Here is a 22,955-nt window from a genome sequence, read left to right as displayed (position 1 = left end):
GGCCCGAGCACCGATCCCGCGGTGCGGCAGCGCCACCGAAGTCAGCGCCGGCACCACGCACGAGGCGACATGCTTTTTTAATGATACGGCGACCACCGAGAGCTCCTCCGGAACTCGGATTCCCCGGTGGGCCGCAGCCAGGAGCACACCGACAGCGGTGCGGTCGTTGGAGGCGAGGATCGCGGTGGGTCGATCGTCCGGATCACCGTCGTCGAACAGCGCGGCCGCGGCGCGGTATCCCTCGTCGATCTCCCAGCCGCAGGGGATCGTCCACGGGGTCGCGCGCCCTTGGGCGGTCCGGAGAAAGCCCGCGCGCCGCCGCGCGGTGGCCGGCGAGTCCTCGGTGCCGGCCAGCTGGACGATATCTCGGTGGCCCAGGGCCAGCAGGTGCTCGACGGCCTGCACCGACCCGCCGGCCTCGTCGGCGACGACGCTCGGCGCCCCGTCGGCTGGGCCCAGGCAGTTCGCCAGCACCGCCGGCAGGGCCAGGAGCTCCTGCGGCGGGGCCAGGTCGACCAGTCCGCCGGTGGCCAGCATCAGCGCGTCCACACTGCGCGAGAAGAAGACCTCGGACATCTCCCGAACGAGGTCCTCCTCGCCCTCGGTGTCGGCCACCATGATCATGAAGCCGTGCTCTCGGGCGACGACGCCGGCGCCGCTGATGATCCCCCCGGCGAAGGGAGAGGTGACGATCTCGTCGGTGATCACGCCGACGGTGCGCGTGCTCCGCGAGCGCAGAGACCGTCCGACGCTCTGCGGGACGTAGCCCAGCTCGTCCACGGCCGCGCGGATCCGTTCCTGCAGCGACGGCGCGACGTTGCCGTCGGCTCGGCCGTTGAGCACCAGAGAGACGGCGCTGCGCGAGGCACCGGAACGCTCGGCGACCTCGGCCGCGGTGATGCGTCGTCGTGTGTCCCGATTCACCAACGCTCCTGTCGCGGGGCGGAGCAGCCGACGGCCGACGCCGCCGGCTGCTCCTCGATGTCGTTCCGCGCCAGTCTACCGACCGGTCGGGCCGCTGGCCGGGTGTCTCAGCCCAGCGCCGGCCCCTGACGCAGCGCCCCGCCGGAGTGGGCCTCGCCGATCAGCTGACGCTGCCGGCGGTCGGCGGTGCCGCGCTTGGGCTTGCCCTTCAGGATCTGGACGACCGACGGACGCGGCATGGCGAACCGACCGTCGCCAGCGGAGTCCACGTAGTCCGGGAAGAAGGACTGCGGGGCCTGCCAGCTGCCGTCCTCGCCGGGGTGCTGGACGGCGACGAAGGCGGTGCGCTGGGTGTCGCGGATGACCGGTCCGCAGGTCTCCGCGCCGGCCGGCACGGAGAGGAACTGCTCGACCAGTCCGCGGTCCTCGCCCTCCAGCTGGACGCGGAAGAGCCCGTCGCAGTAGCCGATGCCGCTGGGGGCGCCGTCGGTGGAGATCCACAGGTTCCCCACCGAGTCGAAGGCGACGTTGTCCGGGCAGGAGATCGGCGAGACCTGGTCAGCCGGGAAGCCGGAGAAGTAGGTCGCATCGCCCTGCGCGGGATCGCCGCAGACCAGCACCAGCGTCCAGCCGAAGGACGTCGCCGTCTGGTCGCCCTGCTCGGTGATCTCGACGACGTGGCCGTCGCGGTTCTTCGCCCGCGGGTTCGGTTCGTCGACGCCGGCATTGCCCGCCGTGGCGCGCTCGTCGTTGTTGGTGCAGGCCATGTAGACCCGACCGGTGACCGGATTGGGCTCGACGTCCTCCGGGCGGTCCATCTTGGTGGCTCCGACGGCGTCGGCGGCCAGTCGGGTGTGGACCAGCACCTCCTCGACGCTGAAGCCGGAGACCTGCGAGGCGCCGTCGACGAGCAGCGGCAGCCAGGTGCCGCCGCCGTCGAAGGCGCCGTCGGAGGGCACCGCACCGGAGCCGTCGATCTCGCCGGCCGGCGAGTTGCCGGTGAAGCGGGCGACGTAGAGGTCGCCCTCGGAGAGCAGGGTCTTGTTGTGCTCACGGTCGCCCTCGACGTAGGTGTCGCGGGAGACGAACTTGTAGAGGTACTCGAAGCGGGCGTCGTCGCCGGAGTAGGCCACCGCATGGCCGGAGTCGGCGATGATCACCGTCGCGCCCTCGTGGTTGAAGCGGCCCAGGCCGGTGTGCTTGACCGGGGTCGACTCCGGGTCCCACGGATCGACCTCGACGATCCAGCCGAACTTGTTCTTCTCGTGCTCATGCCCGGCGTTGCGGGCGTCGAAGCGCGGCTCGTCGATCTCCCAGCCGCGGGCGGTGGCCTCGGCGGTGATCCCGTAGCGGCGGTCGGCCTCGGAGGTCCCGGCGGAGACGAAGTAACCGTGGAAGTTCTCCTCGCCGGAGAGCATGGTGCCCCAGGGGGTGAGCCCGCCGGCGCAGTTGTTGATCGTCCCGCGCACCGAGACGCCTTCGGGGTCGTCAGAGGTGGCCAGCAGCTCGGAGCCGCGCAGCGGGCCGTCGAAGGTGTACTCGGTGTGCATGGTGAAGCGGCGGTTGCGCGAGCCGGCGACGTCGACGCTCCAGGCGTCGTTGCGATTCTTCCGGACGACCTCCACGGCCGTCATGCCGTGGGCGGCCATGCCCACCGCCCGGCGGGTGGCCTCGTCCGTCGAGTCCGGGAACATCAGGTTCTCGTTGGTGTACTCGTGGTTGGCGAAGAGCAGGCCGCGCCGGCCGTTGCTGCCCGGCACCTCCTGGATCTCCAGGTAGTCGTTGTTGTACCCGAACTGCTTCGCCTGGGAGTCGGCGCTCTGGTTCTCCGGGTCGAAGGCCGGCGAGTCCGGGAAGAGGCCGTCGCCCCAGCGGATGACCGGCTCCCAGGTGTAGCCCTCCGGGACGATGAGGCCGTCGACGGCGTGATGCACCGGATCGATCGGAGTGAACGTCAGCTTCGAGGCTCCCCAGGACTTCGCGGCGGCGGGCTGGGTGCCGGCGACGTCGGAGGCCGCGCCGACGGCGAGGGCCAGCGCGCCGGCGGCTCCGGCGCCGAGCATCTGCCGGCGGGACAGCGCCGAGGAGGCGACGTCGCGGAAGTAGTCGTTGTCCGAGGTGTTGCAGGCGGCGCGCGCACAGATGTTGTCGCACTTCAGCGCGCAGGTGACGGCGCTGCGCTTGCCACGGACGTGGTCAAGCATCGGAAGCATCTCGCGAACTGGCACTCAGGGGTCCTTTCGAGGGTGTCGTGGGCTGGTCCGGAATGCCCGCCGTGCCGGCGGAGCGCCGGCGCAGAGCGTCGACATGCGGCTGACCTGACCTTCCGGAGTGATGCCGCAGATCACCGTGACAGTCCGATCATGCCCCGACACCACCGGAGCATGAACGGCGGGCAAACTCCCCTGGACAGTTCCAAAACATCACGGCAACGTTCGCTAAACCTCCGTGAGGCAGGACGAGCCTGTCTGATCGACGTCGCACTCCGCGCAGCCGCACTCCGCCCTGACGAGCGCACCGAGCGTTATTGTGAATCACTCAGATCTGCGGCACACTGGATGCCATGAGCTCGACGACCGAGACGGACTGGCGCAGTCTGCTGCGTGACCGCGGACTGCGCGTCACCCGGCAGCGCCTGGCCGTGCTCGACGCCGTCGCGAGCCTGCCGCACCACCCGGCGGAGGCCATCCACTCGGCAGTCACCGAGCGCCTTCCCGAGATCAGCGTGCAGTCGGTGTACACCGTGCTGCACGACCTCACCGCCGCCGAGCTGCTGCGCCGTGTCGACCCGCCGGGATCCCCGGCCTGCTACGAGACCCGCACCGACGACAATCACCACCACGCCATCTGCACCGTCTGCGGGCGGATCGAGGATGTCGAGTGCCTCCACGGCCAGGCCCCGTGCCTCACGCCGCCGGACGGCCTGGGCATGGCCATCGAGGTGGCCGACGTCGTCTTCCGCGGGATCTGCGACGACTGCGCCTCCGCGGCGGGTCCGAGCGACGCCGGGAGCGGCGGCACGACGCGACGCAGGGGCACGGCGCACCCGGGCGAGGCGGAGGCCGGCGCGCCGGTCTCCGGGGCCTCCCGCTGACCCCGTCCACCCGAGGATCCACCCGAGTAGAGAAGAAAGGGACGTGTGATGAGCACCGACTCCACCCCGCACGGCACCGGGTCGACGACCCAGGCCGGCATCCCCGCAGTCAGCGATCGCAACTCGCTGAGCGTCGGCCCCGACGGTCCGCTGCTGCTGCACGACCACCACCTGGTCGAGACCCTGGCGCACTTTAACCGGATGAACGTCCCAGAGCGTCGCCCGCACGCCAAGGGCGCCGGCGCCTTCGGCACCTTCGAGGTCACCGAGGACGTCTCGCAGTACACCGAGGCCGACCTGTTCCAGCCCGGCAAGAAGACCGAGACGCTGCTGCGCTTCTCCACCGTCGCCGGCGAGCTGGGCTCCCCCGACACCTGGCGTGACGTGCGCGGCTTCGCGCTGAAGTTCTACACCGAGGAGGGGAACTTCGACCTGGTCGGCAACAACACGCCGGTCTTCTTCGTCCGCGACCCCATGAAGTTCCCGCACTTCATCCGCTCGCAGAAGCGCCTGCCGTCCTCGGGCCTGCGCGACAACCACATGCAGTGGGACTTCTGGACGCAGAACCCGGAGTCGGCCCACCAGGTCACCTACCTGATGGGCGACCGCGGCCTGCCGGCCTCGTGGCGACTGATGAACGGCTACGGTTCGCACACCTATCAGTGGAACAACGCCGACGGCCAGCGCTTCTGGGTGAAGTACCACTTCATCAACGACGAGGGCGTCGAGAGTCTGTCCAATGAGGAGGCCGAGCGCCTGGCCGGCGCCGACGCGGACTTCCACCGCCGCGACCTCTACGAGAACATCGAGAAGGGCAACCACCCGTCCTGGACCCTCTACGTGCAGGTCATGCCGTACGAGGACGCCAAGACCTACCGGATCAACCCCTTCGACCTGACCAAGATCTGGCCGCAGAAGGACTACCCGCGCATCAAGGTCGGCACGCTGACGCTGAACCGGAACCCGCAGAACTTCTTCGCCGAGATCGAGCAGGCCGCCTTCTCGCCGGCGAACATGGTCCCGGGAACCGGCAACTCCCCGGACAAGATGCTGCTGGGCCGCAACTTCGCCTACGCGGACGCCCACCGCTACCGCATCGGCACCAACTTCCAGCAGCTGCCGGTCAACCGGCCGAAGAACGAGGTCCACACCTACAACTTCGAGGGCAACATGTGGTTCGACCACTCCGGCACCAAGCCGGTCTACGCCCCGAACACGGTGCCGGGCTCCACCTGGTCCGACGAGCAGGGCCCGGTCGACAACGGCTGGGAGACCGACGGCGAGCTGGTGCGCCAGGCCTACACGCTGCGCGCCGACGACGATGACTTCGGCCAGCCGGGCATCCTGGTCCGCGAGGTCTTCGACGACGCCCAGCGCGACCGCCTGGTCGAGACCGTCTCCGGCGCGCTCTCCGACGGCGTGCAGGAGCCGGTGCTCTCCAACGCCTTCCAGTACTGGAAGAACGTCGACGCCGAGATCGGCCAGCGCATCGAGGACGCCGTCAAGAACGGCTGATCCTCCCGCGCCGCGGCTCCGCCGCGCATGACGACGGCCCCTCGCCCGCCCGGTTCCGCCGGGTCGGACGAGGGGCCGTTCGTATGCAGGGCGGGCTGAGGACTCGCGCGGCCGCGTGGGAAAGGGGCGGGGTCAGCCGTCGAGCTCGTCGCCCTCCGGTCCGGACGCTCCGTCGTCGCCGGATTCTGCACCGGATTCGAGGCCGTCCTCGGACGACGGCGCCGGGGCGCCGCCCGCGGCGGCCGCGGACTCGGCCGTCTGCCGGGGCGGATCGTCCCAGGCCGTCGTGCCGAAGACTGCCATCGACGCCACGCCCAGCGCGCCGGCGGCGGACAGGATCCGGCTCGCATCGGTGCCGGCCATACGTCTGCACCTCCCTCGTCGTGCCTCCGCGGAGGCTCTGCCGACGACCGCCGCGGACGGCCCCGCGGGTGGTCGTGGAGACCGTCCGGGCGGACGGTCTGTGGCCATGATGGTCATCGCCGAGGGCTCGAGGAAAGGCCGAGAGCGGGTCCTCGGCCGAACTCTGGGCGAGCTCCCACGAGGCGTCGAGGAGCCGCCCACCTGCTCGGCGGATCCTGGCCGTCCACTGACCGCGGCCGGCCGAGGGCTCAGCCGGCCAGCAGCTCGCCGAGCTCGGCGCGCGGCATCGTCTTCTGCTCGGGAGGCACCCCCGGGCCCTCCGAGGAGTACCAGTCGCTGAACCTCAGCTCGAAGGCCCCGTCCCTGGCCTCCCGGACGCAGCTCAGCAGCACCGGATCCTCCCCGGGGCGGACGACGGTCTCGAAGACGCCGTCCGAGTAGACCCAGACGTTCTCGCCGTCGCGGGTCCGAGTCTCGCCGTCGAACGTGACGAGCGGTTCCCGGCCCTCCAGCGCACGGCGGAGGTGTTCCAGGAACCGCTCGGTCGTCCGGCTCTCAACGCCTTCCTTCTCCTTCCATTCGACCCACGTCCCCGCGGCCTCGTCGCGGGCGTGCTCGGGGATCTCCGTGTTCTCCACGGCTCGGCTCAGAGAGTCCAGCAGAATCGGGGTCGGGTCATAGTAGACGTCGCCGGCGAGCCGAGCCCTGCTGATCACCGTCTCGTCACGCACTGCGCGGTACGTCGCGTCGGTATCGGACCATGAGTCGGTCGAGGTCCTTCCTGCAGAAGAGCACACCCTGGAGTCGCTCGGCGGGAGTCAGCGGGGCCACGAGCAGCTCCCGCCGATCAGCCGGTCACGATGGCGCGGACCTCGTCGAGGGACAGCACATCCTCCTCGGCGGGCTCCTCCGGCCCCTCGGACGCGTCCCAGTCCTCGAAGGTCAGGTCGACGGACTCGCCGCCGCTCTCACCGGCATAGCTCAGCAGGACGGGCTCGTCGCCGGCACGGACCACGGCCTCCACGCCACCGCCGGAGTAGACCCAGACGTCCTCGCCCTCGCGGGTCTCGGCCTCGCCCTCGAGGCTGCTCGCCGCCCCGCTGTCCTGCATGCTGGAGCGCATCTGCTCCAGGAAGGCGGCGGTGGAGGCCTGCGAACGATCGACCTGTCCGCTGTAGTCGACCCACGTGCCCTCGAACTCGGCGGCGAAGTCCTCAGCCGAGAAAGCCTCTCCCGAGGCTCGGGCGATGGACTCCAGCTCCCGCGCGCCGGGAACGTAGATGGCGTCCTCGAGCATGTGCCTCTCCGTGGTGACGCCGTCGTTGAGTTCGTGGAACGTCGACGCCGTTCCGTCGAGGCTGCCGGCGTACTCCTGCTCCACCACGGCATCCGACGAGGCCTGTGGATTCATCAACGCGGCGGACAGCTCCACCGAGAGCGTGACCGACTCGGCGGCGAGCATCGTGTCCCAGATGTCGGACTCGATCTCGGTGTACTCCGGAGCCGGAGGCACCTCCGGGGTCTGGCTCACCTCGGCGGCGGGATCCTCGCCGCCGCCTCCGCAGGCGGTCAGCGTCAGCAGCGCGACGCCGGCGGCGGCGCGCGGAGCGAGGCGGGCGGAGGGCGGAACGATCTGAGGCATGAGGTCCTCTCCTGAGACGAGTGATCGGGGCACGGCGGTGACGCCCCGGAGGGACGCACCCGATCATCGTTCTGGATCACCGAAAACCGAGCAAACCGATCTCCACAGGCCCTTCGCACTCGTCCCGGGACGCTCCGTCGGCCCGGAATGCTCCGATCCGGGTCCCTCCGGCCCGGCCGCGCTCAGTCCTGCGCGTCGTCCCCGGTCGCCGCCCGGTGCGCATCGCGCAGCCGGTGGTAGGTCTCGGCGTTGCGGGCCAGGCCGGCGACCTCCTCGTCGGTCAGCTCCCGACGGACCTTGCCCGGCACCCCGGCCACCAGCGACCGCGGCGGGATCTCGGTGCCCTCGAGCACCACCGCCCCGGCGGCGACCAACGACTGCTCGCCGACCACGGCGCCGTTCATCACCGTCGCGCCCATCCCGATCAGCGACCCGTCGCCGACGGTGCATCCGTGCACCACCGCGCCGTGCCCGATCGACACCGAGTCGCCGAGCGTGCACGGGAACCCGGCGTCGGCGTGCAGCACCGCGCCGTCCTGGACATTGGTCCCGGCCCCGACGCGGATGGGCGCGGAGTCGCCGCGCAGCGAGGTGTTGTAGAAGGCCGAGGCGCCCTCTGCCAGGGTCACGTCTCCGGTGACCGCGGCGGTCGGGGCCAGGAACACCCCGTCGCCGAGGCTCGGGGTCCGCCCGTCGATCGTCAGCACATGGGCCATCTCTGCTTCTCCTCTCCTGGGGAGCTCGTCGTCGAGCTCCCTCCTCGGGTCTCAGGCCGCCGCCCCGGCCGCCGCGCGCGACGGCCGGCGGCTCAGTAGCCCCGCTCAGGGCTGGCCACGCCGATCGGCTCCTCGCCGTCGCGCAGCCGACGGTGGTTGGTCAGCACCCGCTCGCGCAGCAGCGGCGCCACCATCTCCGGGGTGTCGGCGGTGTGCGGGGTGATCAGGCAGTTCTCCAGCTCCCAGAGCGGGTGACCGTCGGGCAGCGGCTCCGGATCCGTGACGTCCAGTCCCGCCCCGCCGAGCCGTTCGGCGCGCAGCGCGGAGACCAGCGCCTCCTGGTCGACCAGCCGACCGCGGCCGACGTTGACGACCACGGCGGACTCGGCGAGCCGATCGAGCTGCGCGGCCCCGATCATCCGCTCGGTCTCCGGGGTGACGGCGGCGGCGAGCCCGAGGACGTCGGCGCCGTCGAGCACCTCGTCCAGCTGGTCGAAGCTCACCGTGCGGTCGGCGCCGTCGAGCGGGGCGGAGCTGCGCCGCACCACGGTGACATGGGTGCGGAAGGCCTTGTAGAGCCGGACCATCTCGGCGGCCACTCCCCCGGCGCCGACGACGACGCAGCGCAGCCCGTGCAGCGACTCTCCGTGCGCCTCGCCCCAGGTCTTCGCGCGGGCCCGCTCGGTCAGCCGGCGCAGCGCCGCCAGGGTCAGCAGCAGCCCGTGCTCGCCGACCGGTTCGGCATAGGCGCCCTTCGCCGAGGTCCAGGTCCGCTCGGGGAAGCGCGCCATCGTCGGGGCATAGGCCTCGATGCCGGCGCTGGGCAGCTGCACCCACTCCGCCTGCGGGTTGTCCTCGAGGAGCCGGTCCAGATCCAGCTCGGCGAACATCCCTGTGACGATCACCCCCGTGGGACCTTCGTAGGCTCCGACGATCTCGGCCCCCTGGGCCCTCAGCCCCTCGATCAGCGGCTCCGGTGCTGCGTGGGTGAGATGGATCCGGGAAGTCACGGCCCCTCCGATGAGTCGACGATGAACTGGCGCTCAGCTGCGGAGCACCGGCGTGCTCCGAGTCACCATCCTACGAGACGACGACGGGCCGGCTCCTCGCGGGGAGCCGGCCCGTGCTCAGATGTCGCCGTCGGAGACGGTCGGAGGCGTCGAGGTCAGCGCTTCAGCGCGTCCACGATGCCGTTGAGCGTCGCCGACGGGCGCATGGCCGCATCGGCCTTCGCGGCGTCGGGACGGTAGTAGCCGGCCAGGTCCACTGCGCGGCCCTGCACGTCGGCGAGCTCGCCGACGATGGTCTCCTCCTGGGAGGTCATCTGCTCGGCGACCGGGCCGAAGACCTCGGCCAGCTCGGCGTCCTCGTCCTGCTGCGCCAGCTCCTGCGCCCAGTACAGGGCCAGGTAGAAGTGCGAGCCGCGGTTGTCGACGGTGCCGACCTTCCGGCCCGGCGAGCGGTCCTCCATCAGGAAGGTCGCCGTCGCGCGGTCCAGCGCCGAGGCCAGGACCTTCGCCCGCGGGGCGTCGGCCTGCTCGGCGTACTTCTGCAGCGAGGGCACCAGTGCGAAGAACTCGCCCAGCGAGTCCCAGCGCAGGTAGTCCTCCTCCATCAGCTGCTGGACGTGCTTCGGCGCGGAGCCGCCGGCCCCGGTCTCGAAGAGCCCGCCGCCGGCCATCAGCGGCACGATGGACAGCATCTTGGCCGAGGTCCCCAGCTCGAGGATCGGGAAGAGGTCGGTCAGGTAGTCGCGCAGCACGTTGCCGGTCACCGAGATGGTGTCCTCGCCGCGGCGGGCGCGGCCCAGCGCGTGCTGGGTCGCGGCCACCGGGTCCATGATCCGGATCTCCAGGCCGTCGGTGTCGTGCTCCTGCAGCGCCGACTCGACCTTGCCGATGAGGTTCGCGTCGTGGGCGCGCTCGGCGTCGAGCCAGAACACCGCCGGGGCGCCGGACTCGCGGGCGCGGGAGACGGCCAGCTTCACCCAGTCGCGGATGGGCTCGTCCTTGGTCTGGCAGGCGCGCCAGATGTCACCCGGGGAGACCTCGTGCTCGATGAGCACGTGGCCGACGCCGTCGACGACCTGCACCGTGCCGGTCTCGGAGATCTCGAAGGTCTTGTCGTGGGAGCCGTACTCCTCGGCCTTCTTCGCCATCAGTCCGACGTTCGGCACCGAGCCCATCGTGGCCGGGTCCAGCGCGCCGTTCTCCCGGCAGTCGTCGATCGCGGCCTGGTACACACCGGCGTAGGAGGAGTCCGGGATGACCGCCAGCGTGTCGTCGGTCTCGCCGTCGGGGCCCCAGACTTTTCCGCCGTTGCGGATCATCGCCGGCATCGAGGCGTCGATGATCACGTCGGAGGGCACGTGCAGGTTGGTGATGCCCTTGGAGTCGTCGACCATCGACAGCCGCGGCCCCTCCTCGAGGCCGCGCTGCACCTCGGCCTTGATCGCCTCGCCGGCCTCGCCGAGCTCCTCGGCGCCGGAGAGGATCGAGGCCAGTCCATCGTTGGCCGAGAGGCCGGCCTGCGCCAGCGTCTCGCCGTGCTCGGCGAAGAGCCGCGGGAAGAAGGCCTTGACGATGTGGCCGAAGATGATGGGGTCGGAGACCTTCATCATCGTGGCCTTCAGGTGGGCGGAGAAGAGCACGCCCTCCTGCTTGGCGCGCTCCACCTGGGCGGCGAGGAACTCGTCCAGGGCCTGCGCGCTCATGACGGTGCCGTCGACGACCTCGCCGGCCTCGACCGGCAGCTCCTCCTTCAGCACCTGGGTCTCGCCGGCGGCGGTCACCAGCTGGATGCGCAGCGTCCCGGCCTCCTCGACGACGACCGACTGCTCGTTGGCGGCGAAGTCGTCGGCGCCCATGGTCGCCACGTTCGTCTTCGAGTCGCCGCTCCACTCGCCCATCCGGTGCGGGTTCTGCCGCACGTAGGCCTTCACCGACGCCGGCGCGCGGCGGTCGGAGTTGCCCTCGCGCAGCACCGGGTTGACCGCCGAGCCCTTCACCCGGTCGTAGCGGGCGCGCGCGTCGCGCTCCGCGTCGGACTCCGGGGCCTCCGGGTAGTCGGGCAGGTCGTAGCCCTGCGCCTGCAGCTCGGCGATCGCGGCCTTGAGCTGCGGCACCGAGGCGGAGATGTTCGGCAGCTTGATGATGTTGGCCTCGGGAGTCTTGGCCAGCTCGCCCAGCGCCGACAGCGCGTCCTCCTCGCGCTGCTCGGCGGTGAGCCGATCGGGGAACTGGGCGATGATGCGCCCGGCCAGCGAGATGTCCCGGGTCTCGACCTCGACCCCGGCGGTCGAGGCGAAGGCTTCGACGATCGGCTTGAACGAATAGGTGGCCAGCAGCGGCGCTTCGTCGGTGTGGGTGTAGATGATCTTCGTCATCGGCAGGAACGTCTCCCTCGGGGTCTGGGGTCGGGATCAGCAGGTGTCGAGGTCGGCGGTGCGCAGACCGGCCGCCTCGCCGAGCGCCGCCCCGTCGGACCCCGGACGGGGCCGGGCTCGATCGGAGCAGTCCGCTCGCGGAACAGTTCCCAATCTACCGGAGGTCGGCGGCGGCTCGACGCCGGTGTCGGCGCCGGCGTCGAGCCGCCGTCGGGCGTCGGGCCCGATGCTCCGGAGACGGACGGGGCGGGTCAGATCCCCAACACCGCGCGGGCGATGAGGAAGTAGACGACCAGCCCGGAGGCGTCGACGAAGGTGGAGATGAACGGGTTGGCGAAGACGGCGGGATCGGCGCCGAGCTTCTTGCCCAGCAGCGGCATCAGCCCGCCCGCCGAGGCGGCCAGCGTGCAGAGCGCCACCAGGGTCAGGCCGATGACGACGCCGATGTCCCATGTGTAGGTGAACCCGACGCCCAGCAGCCCCAGCACGCCCAGCGTCGAGCCCAGCGTGGCCCCGACCCGCAGTTCGCGCCAGGCCACCTGTAGCGCGTCGCGCGTGCTCACGTCGCCCAGCGCCAGCGCGCGGGTGACTGTGGTGGCCGCCTGGTTGCCGGTGTTGCCGCCGATGCCGATCAGCAGCGGGATGAAGAGGCTCAGGACCACCAGCTGCGAGAGCGTGGCCTCGAAGACGTCGAGCACCTGCACCGTCAGCGTGCCGCCGATCGCCAGCACGAAGAGCCACACCACGCGGGTGCGCATGATGCGCAGCACCGGTGTGGACAGATACGGCCGGTGCAGCGGCTCGGCACCGCCGTGGCGGGCGGCGTCCTCGGACTCGGCCCGCTCGAGGATGTCCAGCGCGTCGTCGACGGTGAAGATGCCCACCACCCGGTGTTCGGAGTCGGTGACCGGCATGGCCAGGTGCTTGCGGTCGGCGCACAGCCGTGCGGCCTCCTCGGCGGGCAGATCGGCGTCGACCGAGTCCACCTCGGTCATCAGGTCCTCGACCGCCTCGTCCTCGTCGGCCGAGACCAGCACGCGCAGCGAGACCACGCCCTTGAGCAGACGCTGACGATCGACCACCGGCAGCGTGTAGAGCGTCTCCGCGTCGGCGCCGGCCCGCCGCACCTTCTCCAGCGCCTGCCCGACGGTCCAGTGCTCGGGGACGGCGACGAACTCCGGACTCATCTGCCGGCCGATCGTGCCGGAGGGGTACCCCAGCACGATGTTGGTCAGGCTCCGCTCGCGCGGGTCCAGATGGCGCATCATCTTCCGCGCCACCGAGGCCGGCATCTCGTCCATCAGCCGGACGCGGTCGTCCGGGTCGAGCGCGTCGAAGAACAGCGCGACGTCGACGTCCTTCAGGCCCTCGATGATCTCATGCTGCAGCGCCTGGTCGAGCATGTCGAAGACGTCGACCGCCTGATCCTTGGGCAGCAGTCGGAAGGCCACTGCCCGCTCCCGGACGCCGAGGCGCTCGAGGAAGTCGACGATGTCTCCGACCGCGTGCTCCTCCAGCGCACGGCGCAGCTCGGTGAGCCGCTCGTCGCGGACCATCTCGGTGAGCTCGTCCAGCTGCTCCGACACTGACCATCACCCCTTCCGAGGGTGTTCATACCTGGTGATCGCGGGTCCGGCGCGGCCGGCGGCCGCGCGCGCGATCAATGGTAGAAGTGGCGCGCGCCGGTGAAGTACATCGTCAGTCCGGCCTCCTCCGCGGCGGAGACGACCTCCTCGTCCCGCTTGGAGCCGCCCGGCTGGACCACTGCGCGGACGCCGGCGGCGATCAGCGTCTGCAGCCCGTCGGCGAACGGGAAGAATGCGTCGGAGGCGGCCACCGATCCGCGGGCCCGGTCCACGCCGTCGCCGGCCAGCGTGTTGGCCCGCTGCACCGCCAGGTGGCAGGAGTCGAGGCGGTTGACCTGGCCCATGCCGATGCCCACAGAGGCGCCGCCGTCGGCCAGCAGGATGGCGTTGGACTTCACCGCGCGCACCGCGCGCCAGGCGAACTCGAGGTCGGCCATCGTCGCGGCGTCGGCGGGTCGGCCGGCGGCCAGCGTCCAGCTGCCGACGGCGTCGCCCTCGGCGTCCAGCGCGTCGGAGGCCTGCAGCAGCATGCCGCCGGAGATCTGGGTGTACTCGACGGTGTCGCGGCGGTGCCCCTCGGGCAGCTGCAGCAGCCGGATGTTCTTCTTCGCCGTCAGGATCTGCAGCGCCGCCTCCTCGAAGGACGGGGCGACGACGACCTCGGTGAAGATCTCGGAGATGGTGGTGGCCATCTCCGCGGTCACTTCACGGTTCGCCGCCACGACGCCGCCGAAGGCCGAGAGCGGGTCGCAGGCGTGGGCGGCGCGATGGGCCTCGGCGATGGTCTCGGCGACCGCCGCTCCGCAGGGGTTGGCGTGCTTGATGATCGCCACCGCCGGCGCGGAGAAGTCGAAGGCGGTGCGCACGGCGGCGTCGGCGTCGACGTAGTTGTTGTAGCTCATCGCCTTGCCGTGCAGCGTGCGGGCCTGGGCCAGCCCCGGGGCGGCGTGCCGCTCGGCGTAGAGCGCCGCCGGCTGATGGGCGTTCTCCCCGTAGCGCAGCGAAGCGGTGCGCTCGAGGGCCAGGCCGGCGTGCGGCGGGAACTTCAGCGCCTTGTCCTCGCGGGTCAGCGGCGGCTCGGGCAGCGCGGCGACGTCGAAGTCGTCGTCGAACTGCTGCGAGGTCCAGCGGGCGACTGCGGTGTCGTAGGCGGCGGTGTGGGCGAAGGCCAGTGCGGCCAGACGCTGGCGGGTGGCCAGCGTGAAGCCGCCCTCGCCGACGGCGGCGACGGCCTCGGCGTAGCGCAACGGGTCGACGACGACGGCGACCGAGGCGTGGTTCTTCGCCGCGGCGCGGACCATCGAGGGGCCGCCGATGTCGATCTTCTCGATGATCTCGTCCTCGGTGCCCCCGGCGGCGACGGTCTCGGCGAAGGGATAGAGGTTGACCACGACCAGGTCGAAGGGCGCGATGTCCAGCTCCTCGAGCTGCTCGCGGTGATCCTCGCGGGTCCGGTCGGCGAGGATGCCGGCGTGCACCCGCGGGTGCAGGGTCTTCACCCGGCCGTCGAGGCACTCGGGGAACCCGGTGACCTCGGCGACCTCGGTGACCGGGAGGCCGGCGGCGGCGATGCGGCTCGCCGTCGACCCGGTCGAGACCAGCTCGACGCCGGCCTGGTGCAGACCGCGGGCGAGATCCTCCAGACCGGTCTTGTCGAACACCGAGAGCAGGGCCCGGCGCACGGGCCGCCGTTCCGCGGCGGAGGGGTTGTCGGACTTCTCAGTGGACTCGGGCACGCTGCTCACGCACACTCCTTCTCTCCGTCGCGCGGGTGGGGCTCGCGACCAGTCTATCGGGACTCAGCCCTCGAACTTGTACCCCAGCCCGCGCACGGTGATCAGGTGCTGCGGCTGCGACGGGTCCGGCTCCAGCTTGGCGCGCAGCCGCTTGACGTGCACGTCCAGCGTCTTGGTGTCGCCGACGTAGTCCGAGCCCCAGACGCGGTCGATCAGCTGACCGCGGGTGAGCACGCGGCCGGAGTTGCGCAGCAGCATCTCCAGCAGCTCGAACTCCTTCAGGGGCAGCCCGATCTCCTCCTGGTCGACCACGACGCTGTGCCGCTCGACGTCCATGCGCACCGGCCCGGCCGAGACGATCGAGGTGTCCTCGACCTCGGGGTCGACATGGCGGCGCAGCACCGCGCGCACCCGGGCCAGCAGCTCGCGGGAGGAGTAGGGCTTGGTGACGTAGTCGTCGGCGCCGAGCTCGAGCCCGACGACCTTGTCCACCTCGTCGTCCTTGGCGGTGAGCATGATGACCGGCACGTTGGAGCGCTGCCGGATCTGCCGGCAGACCTCGGTGCCGGGCTGCCCCGGCAGCATCAGGTCGAGCAGCACCAGGTCGGGGCTCTCCTGGTCGAACAGGTCCACCGCCTGGAACCCGTCGTCGGCGACGGAGACGTCATACCCCTCCTTCTCAAGAGTGTATGACAGGGCCTCGGAGAACGAGGCCTCGTCTTCGACGATGAGAATCCTGGTCACGCTGTTCCTCCTTCATCGGCGGTGCGGCCGGCCGAGGCGCCGCCGGCCTGCCCGCCCCGCTGCTCTCCACTGGTCTGGTCTGCGTCGTGTTGCTCGGCGACGGTCCGCTCCGCCGCGGGCTCGTCGGGCCTACCCGGCCCCTCGGGCGCCGCCGTCGCCGCCGGCAGCGTCGTCGGCGTCTCGCCGGTGTCCAGGCTGGAGTCCCGCTCGGGCAGCCGCACGGTGAAGGTCGAGCCCTTCCCCGGCTGGGACCACAGCGAGACGTCGCCGCCGTGGTTGGCGAAGACGTGCTTGACGATGCTCAGCCCCAGGCCGGTGCCGCCGGTCTCCCGCGAGCGCGCGGCGTCGACCCGGTAGAAGCGCTCGAAGACGCGCTCCTGCTCCTCGGCGTCGATCCCCATCCCCTGATCGGTGATCGTCACCTGGGCGATGCCGTCGCGCGAGGTCAGCCCGACGCCCACCCGGGTCTTCTCCGGCGAGTAGCGCACCGCGTTGTCGATGAGATTCCGGAAGGCCATGGTCAGCTGGTCGTGGTCGCCGTGGACCGGGCGCGGCGCCGACCCGCCGACGCGCAGGTCGATCCCCTTGGACTCGGCCGGCAGCCGGGTGCGGTCGACGGCGTCGGAGATCACCTCCTGCAGATCCACCGCGGACTCGGCGCGCAGCACGTTCTCGCCCTGCACGCGGGAGAAGTCGATGATGTCCTGGACCAGCTCGGAGAGCCGGTCGGACTCGCGGTGCAGGCGCTGGGCGAAACGGCGGACGGCGACCTCGTCGTCGGCGGCGTCCTCCAGCGTCTCGGTCAGCAGCGAGATCGCCCCGACCGGAGTCTTCAGCTCGTGGGAAACGTTGGCGACGAAGTCGTTGCGCATCGCCTGGGTGCGGACGAACTCTGTGCGGTCGTCGGCCAGGATCAGGATGTATTCCTCGCCCAGCGGGGCCACGCGCAGATGCAGCACGATGCTGGACTCGCCCTGCAGCCCGCGGGGCAGCTCGCGATCCTCGTCGAGGATCACCCCGTCGGCGCGGACCCGGGCGGTCATCCCCAGCAGCTCCTGGTGGACCACTGTGTGGCCCCGGACCAGGCCGAAGGCGTACGCGGCCGGGTTGGCGCGGACGACGCCGTCGACGGTGTCGACGACGAGATAGGCCAGCCCCAGCGAGGCGAGCACCTCAGTGGCCCCGGGCGGCATGGCCGGCTCGTCGACGTCGATCCCGGCGACGCGCTGCCGTTCGCTCACGCGGAACGCGTGCATCCCGGCCACGCCGAGGGCGAGACCGGCGAGTCCGGCGAGGATGGCGATGATGACGGGGTCCACGGGTCCACCTTAGGCATGTGTTCATGCATTCGTCGCCGTGAGTCCCTTTCCGTCGACGGGGTTCAACAATCGTTCACCTGGTGGTTGACTGGACCCCCGTTCCACGTTCACATCGCTGGGCGAACCTGGTCCGTCGGGGATGGACGCGGCACCGGGTCCGCCCGCGGGGCGCAACGGCCGAGCCGACGCCCCGCGGGGCCGGCCGCATGCCCCGCAGGACACCGACGCCTCCCGGCGCGACTCGACGAAAGGACTCCGGTCACGTGCGCACGCTCTTTCAGGAAGACCTCCAGAAGCTCGGGGACGAGCTGATCCGGATCTCGACGCTGGCGGCCGAGGCGATGGACAAGGCGCGCCGGGCGTTCGAGGACGCCGACGTCCAGCTGGCCGACGAGGTCATCGCCGCCGACCAGCGCATCGACGCGCTGCAGAACGACCTCGACGAGCACGCCATCGACCTGCTCGCCCTGCAGGGTCCGGTCGCCTCGGACCTGCGGATGATCGTCGGCGCGCTGCGGATGAGCGCCTCGCTGGAGCGGATGGGGGACCTGGCCCGGCACATCGCCCAGCTGGTGCGGCTGCGCTTCCCGGACCACGTCGCCCCCGACCACCTGAAGCCGGTGTTCTCCCGGATGGCCGAGCATTCGGTGACCGGCGGGCGGAAGGTCACCGAGCTGCTGGAGACCCGTGACCTGGCCGTCGCCCGGGAGGTCACCGAGATCAACGAGCAGATCAACGAGCTGCACCGATCGATCTTCACGCTGATCGCCGAGGAGGACTGGGAGGCCTCGGCGGCGACGACGGCAGACTGCACGCTGGCCAGCCGCTACTTCGAGCGCTTCGGCGACCACGCGGTGGCAGTGTCGAACAAGGTGGCCTATCTCGTCACCGGCGAGTGGGACGCGAAGGCCGCCGAGTGAGCTGAGGGCTCCTCACCCGGCCGCATGCACGTCGAGCGGGGGACCTCTCGCCGTCCGGATCCGGTCAGACCGGTCGGGACGGCGGGGAGTCCCCCGCTCGATGCATGCTCAGCGGCCGCGGGACCGGGCTCCTGGCCCTACTTCTTGCCCTGGTTCGCCACCGCCTGGATGGCGTCCTGCGCCGCCTCCGGGTCCAGGTAGGTGCCGCCGGGGTTGAGCGGGGCGAAGTTCTCGTCCAGCCGGTAGTGCAGCGGGATGCCGGTGGGGATGTTCAGCCCGGCGATGTCTTCGTCGCCGACGCCGTCGAGGTACTTCACCAGCGCGCGCAGCGAGTTGCCGTGCGCGGCCAGCAGCACCGTCTTCCCGTCCTTCAGGTCCGGGATCACCGAGGACTCCCAGTAGGGCAGGAAGCGCTCGACGACGTCCTTCAGGCACTCGGTGCGCGGCACCGCGTCGCCGAGGTCGGCGTAGCGCGGGTCGCCGACCTGCGAGTACTCGTCGTCGGCGTCGAGCTCCGGCGGCGGGGTGTCGTAGGAGCGGCGCCAGGTCATGAACTGGTCCTCGCCGTAGGTCTCCAGGGTCTGGGCCTTGTCCTTGCCCTGCAGCGCGCCGTAGTGGCGCTCGTTGAGCCGCCAGTGGCGCGTCACCGGGATCCACAGCCGGTCGGCGGTCTCCAGCGCCAGGTGGGCGGTGGTGATCGCCCGCTGCAGCAGCGAGGTGTGGACGACGTCGGGCAGCAGGTCGTGCTCGGCCAGCAGCTCGCCGCCGCGGGCCGCCTCGGTGCGCCCCTGCTCGGTGAGCGGGACGTCCACCCATCCGGTGAAGAGGTTCTTCTCGTTCCAGTCGCTCTGCCCGTGGCGGAGCAGAATGAGGTCATAGCTCATCTGACGGCGAAGTCCTTTCAGTATGTGCGGTCCGGGTATGCGATCCGGGTCGCGGTCCGTGCAGTCGGCGGCTATTCGGAGACGGCCGGGTTCACGTCGGCCAGGTAGACGGCGGCCATGCAGGCGCCGATCACCGGGAAGAGGAAGCCGAAGGGGCCTCCGAAGAGCTGCGAATAGGCGCCGATCAGGCAGAGCGCCGAGGCGCCGCCCGTCATGCCCAGCCAGAAGCCCTTGGTGCGCTTGAACGCGATGTCGAAGCGCTGGGCGTTCTTCGGCAGGCACTTGATCAGCGCCATGAGCGCGACCACCAGGCAGACCACGGCGAAGGCGAGGAAGATCCACCGCTCCGTGAGGAGGACGGCGTACCAGATCCCGCTGAGGGCGAAGGGGGCGTTCATGCTCCCGATGCTATCGGGTCTCGGCGGGATTGTCCGGGCGGACGTCGCCCGACAGCCGCAGCGCCTGGACCAGATCGGCATGCAGGTCGTCGACATGCTCGATGCCCACCGAGAGTCGGATCAGCCCGGCGGGCACCGTGTCCGGCTCGCCGCCGTGGCGACGGCGCCGCTCGGCCAGCGACTCCACGCCGCCCAGGCTGGTGGCCGGCGTCCAGACGCGCAGCGCGGAGAGCACCGCGTCGGCGGAGGCGACGTCGGGCAGGTGCAGCGCGATGATGGCGCCGTAGCCGGTCAGCTGCTCGCCGGCGCGCTCATGCTGCGGATGCGAGGCGAGCCCGGGGTAGCTCACCGCCTGCAGCGGCGTCTCGCCGATGGCGGCGAGCTGCTCCAGGCGGACCGCGAGCTCGGCGGCGTTGGCCTCGGCGGCGTCCAGCCGGACGGCCAGCGTGCGCACCCCGCGCAGCGCGAGGAAGACCTCCATGGGCCCCGGCACCGCGCCGTGCAGGCTGCGATGCCGGCGCAGCCGTTCGCGCAGCTGGGGATCGGCGACGACCGCCGCACCCATCACCAGGTCGGAATGGCCGGCCAGGAACTTGGTCACCGAATGCACCACGATGTCGGCGCCGTGCTGCAGCGGCCGCTGGCGCAGCGGCGTGGCGAATGTGTTGTCGACGGCGGTCAGCACCCCGCGCCGTCGGGCCTCGGCCAGCAGCGCGGGCAGGTCGGCGACTTCGAGCATCGGGTTCGTCGGCGACTCGGCCCAGAGCATCACCGGAGCCTCCTGCGCCTGGGCGAGGGTGGCGACGTCGGCCAGCGTGGTCTGCACCGCCTCGGTGTCGGCGATGTCGACCCGGTGGGCGGTCAGCCGCCCCTCGGCGGCGAGCTCGTCCACCAGCGCGGAGGTGCCGTTGTAGCTGTGCCGCGGCAGGATGATGTGCCCGCCGATGGGCAGCAGGTGCACGACCGCGGCGATGGCGGCCATGCCGGAGCCGAAGAGCAGCGCCGGCGGGACCTGCAGCGCGGTCTGCTGCTCGGTGGCGACGAAGCCCTCGCCGCTCCAGGTGCTGCGCGTGCCGCCCTCCAGGTGGGCCAGCAGCTCCTCCAACGGCTCCCAGGTGGGCATGCCTTCGCGGGCGTAGACCCTGCCGCCGTCGTCGTCGGGCCGGTAGCTGTAGGTCGAGGAGAAGTCGACCGGAGCGTTGACCGGCACGCCGGAGGTGCCCGGAGCGTGCGGATCGCCCTCCGGGCCGCCGCGACCGGCCGAGACCACATAGGTGTGCGGATGGTGGCCGGCGACCGGATGCTCGACGGCGTCGGACGTGGGGCTGTGCGACTGCTGGTTGTTCGAGGCGTTCTCCACGTCGGCCACCCTAGTCCAGCTCCCCCGGGCCGCGCCGGAGCGGACGGTCATGCCCGCAGTGTGAGACGACGAGCACCATCCGCCGGGCGTCGGGCCGCCCGTCGAGAGGAGCCGCGGTCGGTGGGTGAAGCCGCGTCGGGCCGATAGGCTGGGGGCGTGACTGGACGTGAGCGGGGCGTGTTCATCGTCGTCGAGGGCGGCGACGGCGCCGGGAAGACCACCCAGCTGGACCTGCTGCAGGCCTGGCTGGAGGAACGCGGCGTGCCGGTGGACCGCACGCGGGAGCCGGGCGGCACCGTCGTCGGCGAGGAGCTGCGCCAGCTGGTTCTCGAACACGGCCGCGGGGAGATCGACCCGCGCACTGAGGCGCTGATCTTCGCCGCCTCCCGCTCGGCGCACGTCACCCAGCGGATCGTCCCGGCCCTGGAGGCGGGCACTGTGGTGCTCTGCGACCGCTACATCGACTCCTCAGTGGCGTACCAGGGCGTCGGCCGAGAGCTCGGGGCCGAGGAGATCTCCACGCTCAACGAATGGGCCACCGCCGGGCTGCAGCCGGATCTGACGCTGTTGCTCGACGTCGACGCCGAGGTCTCCCGGGCGCGCCGGAGCGCCCGCGACGGCGACGGCGGCGACCGGATCGAGGCCTCCTCCGACGACTTCCACGCCCGACTGCGTGCGGCGTTCCTGGCACGTGCGGAGGCCGAGCCGGAGCGCTATGCGGTCCTCGACGCCGCCGTCGACCCCGAGGCCCTGCACCACAGCGTCCGCGAGCATGTCGCCGCGCTGCTCGCGACCTCGGAGGACGCCGCATGACGGCCGGCCCCTCCCCCGCCGCAACTGCCGACGACGCGGTCGGCGGCGTCTTCGACGAGCTGGTCGGCCAACAGGCCGTCGTCGAGCAGCTGCGCACTGCGGCCGGATCGCAGGCTCCCGCGCATGCTTGGCTGTTCACCGGCCCGCCCGGCTCCGGACGCTCCAACGCCGCGCTGGCCTTCGCCGCGGCGCTGAACTGCGAGGTCGCCGATCCGGCGGGACGCGGCTGCGGGACCTGCCGGACCTGCCGGCTGATCACCGGGTCCTCACATCCCTCGGTGAAAGTCGTCTCCACGGAGAGTGTCAGCTACCGGATCGAGGACGTCCGTGAGCTCATCACCGCCGCCCAGGACCGTCCGCAGGGCGGGCGCTGGCGGGTGATCGTGGTCGAGGACGCCGACCGGATGACCGAGCGGGCGACCAACGTGCTGCTGAAGGCCATCGAGGAGCCTCCGCCGCACACCATCTGGATCCTCTGCGCACCGAGCCCGGCCGACGTGCTGGTGACCATCCGCTCGCGCTGCCGGCACGCGAATCTGCGCATCCCGCCGTCGGACGCCGTCGCCGCGCTGCTGGTCGCCCGTGACGGGCTCGACGCCGAGCAGGCGCACTTCGCCGCGCGGGTGGCGCAGAACCACGTGGGCGTCGCCCGGCGGCTGGCCCAGGACGCCGAGGTCCGACGGCGCCGCGAGGACGTGGTCTCGCTGCCGCTGCGCGTGCGCACCTCCTCCGACGCCGTCCAGGCCGCGGCGAAGCTGGTGGAGATGAACCAGGCCGATGCCGAGGCGGAGTCCTCGGCGCGGCTGGAGTCCGAGCACGCCGCGCTGCGCCGGTCGCTCGGTCTGGATCCGGAAGAGAAGATCCCGCCGAAGCTGCGCAGCCAGTTCAAGCGGCTCGAGGAGGACCACACCCGGCGGTCGAAGCGGGCGGTGGCCGATGCGCTGGACCGCTCGCTGATCGACCTGACCGCAGTGTTCCGGGATCTGCTGAGCCTGCAGCTCGGCGCCGAGGTCGAGCTGATCAACGAGCACATGCGCGACGACCTCACCCGGCACGCCGAGGCGATCACGGCCGAGCAGGCACTGGGCTGCCTGGACGCGATCAGCGCCGCACGCAGCCGGATCGGGCAGAACGTGCCGCCGCAGCTGGCCATGGAAGCGCTGATGATGACCTTCCTGCCGCAGCGCAAGCCCGGCGAGCGCACCGGCGCCGGCTCGGCGTCGCGGTCGTCGTCCCAGGCGGCCTCGAGCTCCGGCGGCGGGCGACGGCGACTGCCCCGGCCCGGCGACAGCAAGGCCTGAGGCCGAGGATCGCCGACCGGCGGCGCGGCAGTCCGCCCCGAGCCTCGTTTTGACCACCTCAGAGCGTCCCAGTACACTGGTGGATCGCGCGTGCGGTGCCTGACGGACCGGGACGCGCAGGCCGCCTTAGCTCAGGGGTAGAGCGATTCACTCGTAATGAATAGGTCATCGGTTCGAATCCGATAGGCGGCTCCGCCAGGCCGGTCGAACAGGCACTCCACCTGTTCGATCGGCCTTATCTCTGCCCGCGGCACG

Annotated in this window: 20 protein-coding genes and 1 tRNA gene; 6 read left to right on the top strand and 15 right to left on the bottom strand. The window is 71.3% G+C overall.

Features of this window, described 5'->3' with window-relative positions:
• On the bottom strand, positions 1 to 924 hold a 924-nt coding region (locus GCL72_RS01975; RefSeq protein WP_153143037.1), incomplete at its 3' end, for a LacI family DNA-binding transcriptional regulator.
• 107 nt (positions 925 to 1,031) lie between these two features.
• Entirely contained in the window at positions 1,032 to 3,137 is a 2,106-nt protein-coding gene (locus GCL72_RS01970) for a PhoX family protein (protein WP_153143036.1), read from the bottom strand.
• 350 nt (positions 3,138 to 3,487) lie between these two features.
• Between GCL72_RS01970 and GCL72_RS01965 the strand changes: the two genes are divergently transcribed.
• Positions 3,488 to 4,018 (top strand): Fur family transcriptional regulator, encoded by a 531-nt coding sequence (locus GCL72_RS01965; protein WP_170289526.1) that lies wholly within the window; start codon positions 3,488 to 3,490, stop codon positions 4,016 to 4,018.
• A 48-nt stretch (positions 4,019 to 4,066) separates the two neighbouring features.
• A complete protein-coding gene (locus GCL72_RS01960) occupies positions 4,067 to 5,533 on the top strand; it encodes a catalase (protein ID WP_153143034.1) in 1,467 nt (488 codons plus the stop codon).
• 132 nt (positions 5,534 to 5,665) lie between these two features.
• On the opposite strand, the gene GCL72_RS01955 is transcribed toward GCL72_RS01960, so the two are convergent.
• The 10 genes from GCL72_RS01955 to GCL72_RS01910 form a co-directional block, all read right to left on the bottom strand.
• Complete coding sequence (locus GCL72_RS01955; RefSeq protein WP_153143033.1) at positions 5,666 to 5,896, bottom strand: hypothetical protein; 231 nt, start codon at positions 5,894 to 5,896, stop codon at positions 5,666 to 5,668.
• Positions 5,897 to 6,144: 248 nt separating this feature from the next.
• Positions 6,145 to 6,612: a hypothetical protein gene (locus GCL72_RS01950; RefSeq protein WP_153143032.1), complete on the bottom strand. Its 468-nt coding sequence runs from the start codon at positions 6,610 to 6,612 to the stop codon at positions 6,145 to 6,147.
• A gap of 131 nt (positions 6,613 to 6,743) precedes the next feature.
• The gene (locus GCL72_RS01945; RefSeq protein ID WP_153143031.1) at positions 6,744 to 7,538 is read right to left on the bottom strand and encodes a hypothetical protein; all 795 of its coding nucleotides are present in this window, start codon (positions 7,536 to 7,538) and stop codon (positions 6,744 to 6,746) included.
• A gap of 182 nt (positions 7,539 to 7,720) precedes the next feature.
• Entirely contained in the window at positions 7,721 to 8,254 is a 534-nt protein-coding gene (locus GCL72_RS01940; protein WP_153143030.1) for a gamma carbonic anhydrase family protein, read from the bottom strand.
• Between the two features lie 92 nt (positions 8,255 to 8,346).
• Positions 8,347 to 9,264: an NAD(P)-dependent oxidoreductase gene (locus GCL72_RS01935; RefSeq protein WP_153143029.1), complete on the bottom strand. Its 918-nt coding sequence runs from the start codon at positions 9,262 to 9,264 to the stop codon at positions 8,347 to 8,349.
• 155 nt (positions 9,265 to 9,419) lie between these two features.
• Entirely contained in the window at positions 9,420 to 11,639 is a 2,220-nt protein-coding gene (locus tag GCL72_RS01930) for an NADP-dependent isocitrate dehydrogenase (protein ID WP_153143028.1), read from the bottom strand.
• A 251-nt stretch (positions 11,640 to 11,890) separates the two neighbouring features.
• Positions 11,891 to 13,225, bottom strand: a complete 1,335-nt coding sequence (gene mgtE / locus GCL72_RS01925; RefSeq protein WP_211364940.1) for a magnesium transporter — start codon at positions 13,223 to 13,225, stop codon at positions 11,891 to 11,893.
• A 74-nt stretch (positions 13,226 to 13,299) separates the two neighbouring features.
• Positions 13,300 to 14,970 carry a bifunctional phosphoribosylaminoimidazolecarboxamide formyltransferase/IMP cyclohydrolase gene (gene purH, locus GCL72_RS01920; RefSeq protein ID WP_153143027.1) on the bottom strand — a complete coding sequence of 557 codons (1,671 nt, stop codon included), beginning with the start codon at positions 14,968 to 14,970 and terminating at the stop codon, positions 13,300 to 13,302.
• A gap of 54 nt (positions 14,971 to 15,024) precedes the next feature.
• Positions 15,025 to 15,705: a response regulator transcription factor gene (locus tag GCL72_RS01915; protein ID WP_153143026.1), complete on the bottom strand. Its 681-nt coding sequence runs from the start codon at positions 15,703 to 15,705 to the stop codon at positions 15,025 to 15,027.
• Positions 15,702 to 17,024 carry a sensor histidine kinase gene (locus tag GCL72_RS01910; RefSeq protein WP_153143025.1) on the bottom strand — a complete coding sequence of 441 codons (1,323 nt, stop codon included), beginning with the start codon at positions 17,022 to 17,024 and terminating at the stop codon, positions 15,702 to 15,704. The genes GCL72_RS01915 and GCL72_RS01910 overlap by 4 nt, the downstream gene beginning before the upstream one ends.
• 263 nt (positions 17,025 to 17,287) lie before the next feature.
• Between GCL72_RS01910 and phoU the strand changes: the two genes are divergently transcribed.
• A complete protein-coding gene (gene phoU, locus GCL72_RS01905; protein WP_153143024.1) occupies positions 17,288 to 17,944 on the top strand; it encodes a phosphate signaling complex protein PhoU in 657 nt (218 codons plus the stop codon).
• Between the two features lie 137 nt (positions 17,945 to 18,081).
• On the opposite strand, the gene GCL72_RS01900 is transcribed toward phoU, so the two are convergent.
• The 3 genes from GCL72_RS01900 to GCL72_RS01890 form a co-directional block, all read right to left on the bottom strand.
• Positions 18,082 to 18,828 (bottom strand): phosphoglyceromutase, encoded by a 747-nt coding sequence (locus GCL72_RS01900; RefSeq protein WP_153143023.1) that lies wholly within the window; start codon positions 18,826 to 18,828, stop codon positions 18,082 to 18,084.
• A 71-nt stretch (positions 18,829 to 18,899) separates the two neighbouring features.
• On the bottom strand, positions 18,900 to 19,226 hold the full coding sequence (locus GCL72_RS01895) for a DUF2516 family protein (RefSeq protein ID WP_153143022.1): 327 nt from the start codon (positions 19,224 to 19,226) through the stop codon (positions 18,900 to 18,902).
• Between the two features lie 10 nt (positions 19,227 to 19,236).
• Positions 19,237 to 20,637 (bottom strand): trans-sulfuration enzyme family protein, encoded by a 1,401-nt coding sequence (locus GCL72_RS01890; protein ID WP_246160964.1) that lies wholly within the window; start codon positions 20,635 to 20,637, stop codon positions 19,237 to 19,239.
• A 105-nt stretch (positions 20,638 to 20,742) separates the two neighbouring features.
• On the opposite strand from GCL72_RS01890, the gene tmk reads away from it, so the two are divergent.
• The 3 genes from tmk (at position 20,743) to GCL72_RS01875 (ending at position 22,892) form a co-directional block, all read left to right on the top strand.
• Entirely contained in the window at positions 20,743 to 21,399 is a 657-nt protein-coding gene (tmk, locus tag GCL72_RS01885) for a dTMP kinase (RefSeq protein ID WP_153143021.1), read from the top strand.
• Positions 21,396 to 22,700 (top strand): DNA polymerase III subunit delta', encoded by a 1,305-nt coding sequence (locus GCL72_RS01880; RefSeq protein WP_153143020.1) that lies wholly within the window; start codon positions 21,396 to 21,398, stop codon positions 22,698 to 22,700. The genes tmk and GCL72_RS01880 overlap by 4 nt, the downstream gene beginning before the upstream one ends.
• A gap of 120 nt (positions 22,701 to 22,820) precedes the next feature.
• Positions 22,821 to 22,892: transfer RNA gene (locus GCL72_RS01875), tRNA-Thr, on the top strand.
• Positions 22,893 to 22,955: the final 63 nt, after the last annotated feature.

Origin of the sequence: Nesterenkonia halophila (assembly GCF_009467795.1) — a bacterium.
Lineage (GTDB): Bacteria > Actinomycetota > Actinomycetes > Actinomycetales > Micrococcaceae > Nesterenkonia > Nesterenkonia halobia.
The sequence above is the reverse complement of the archived record's forward strand: the minus strand, read 5'-3'. Positions and strand labels throughout refer to the sequence as shown.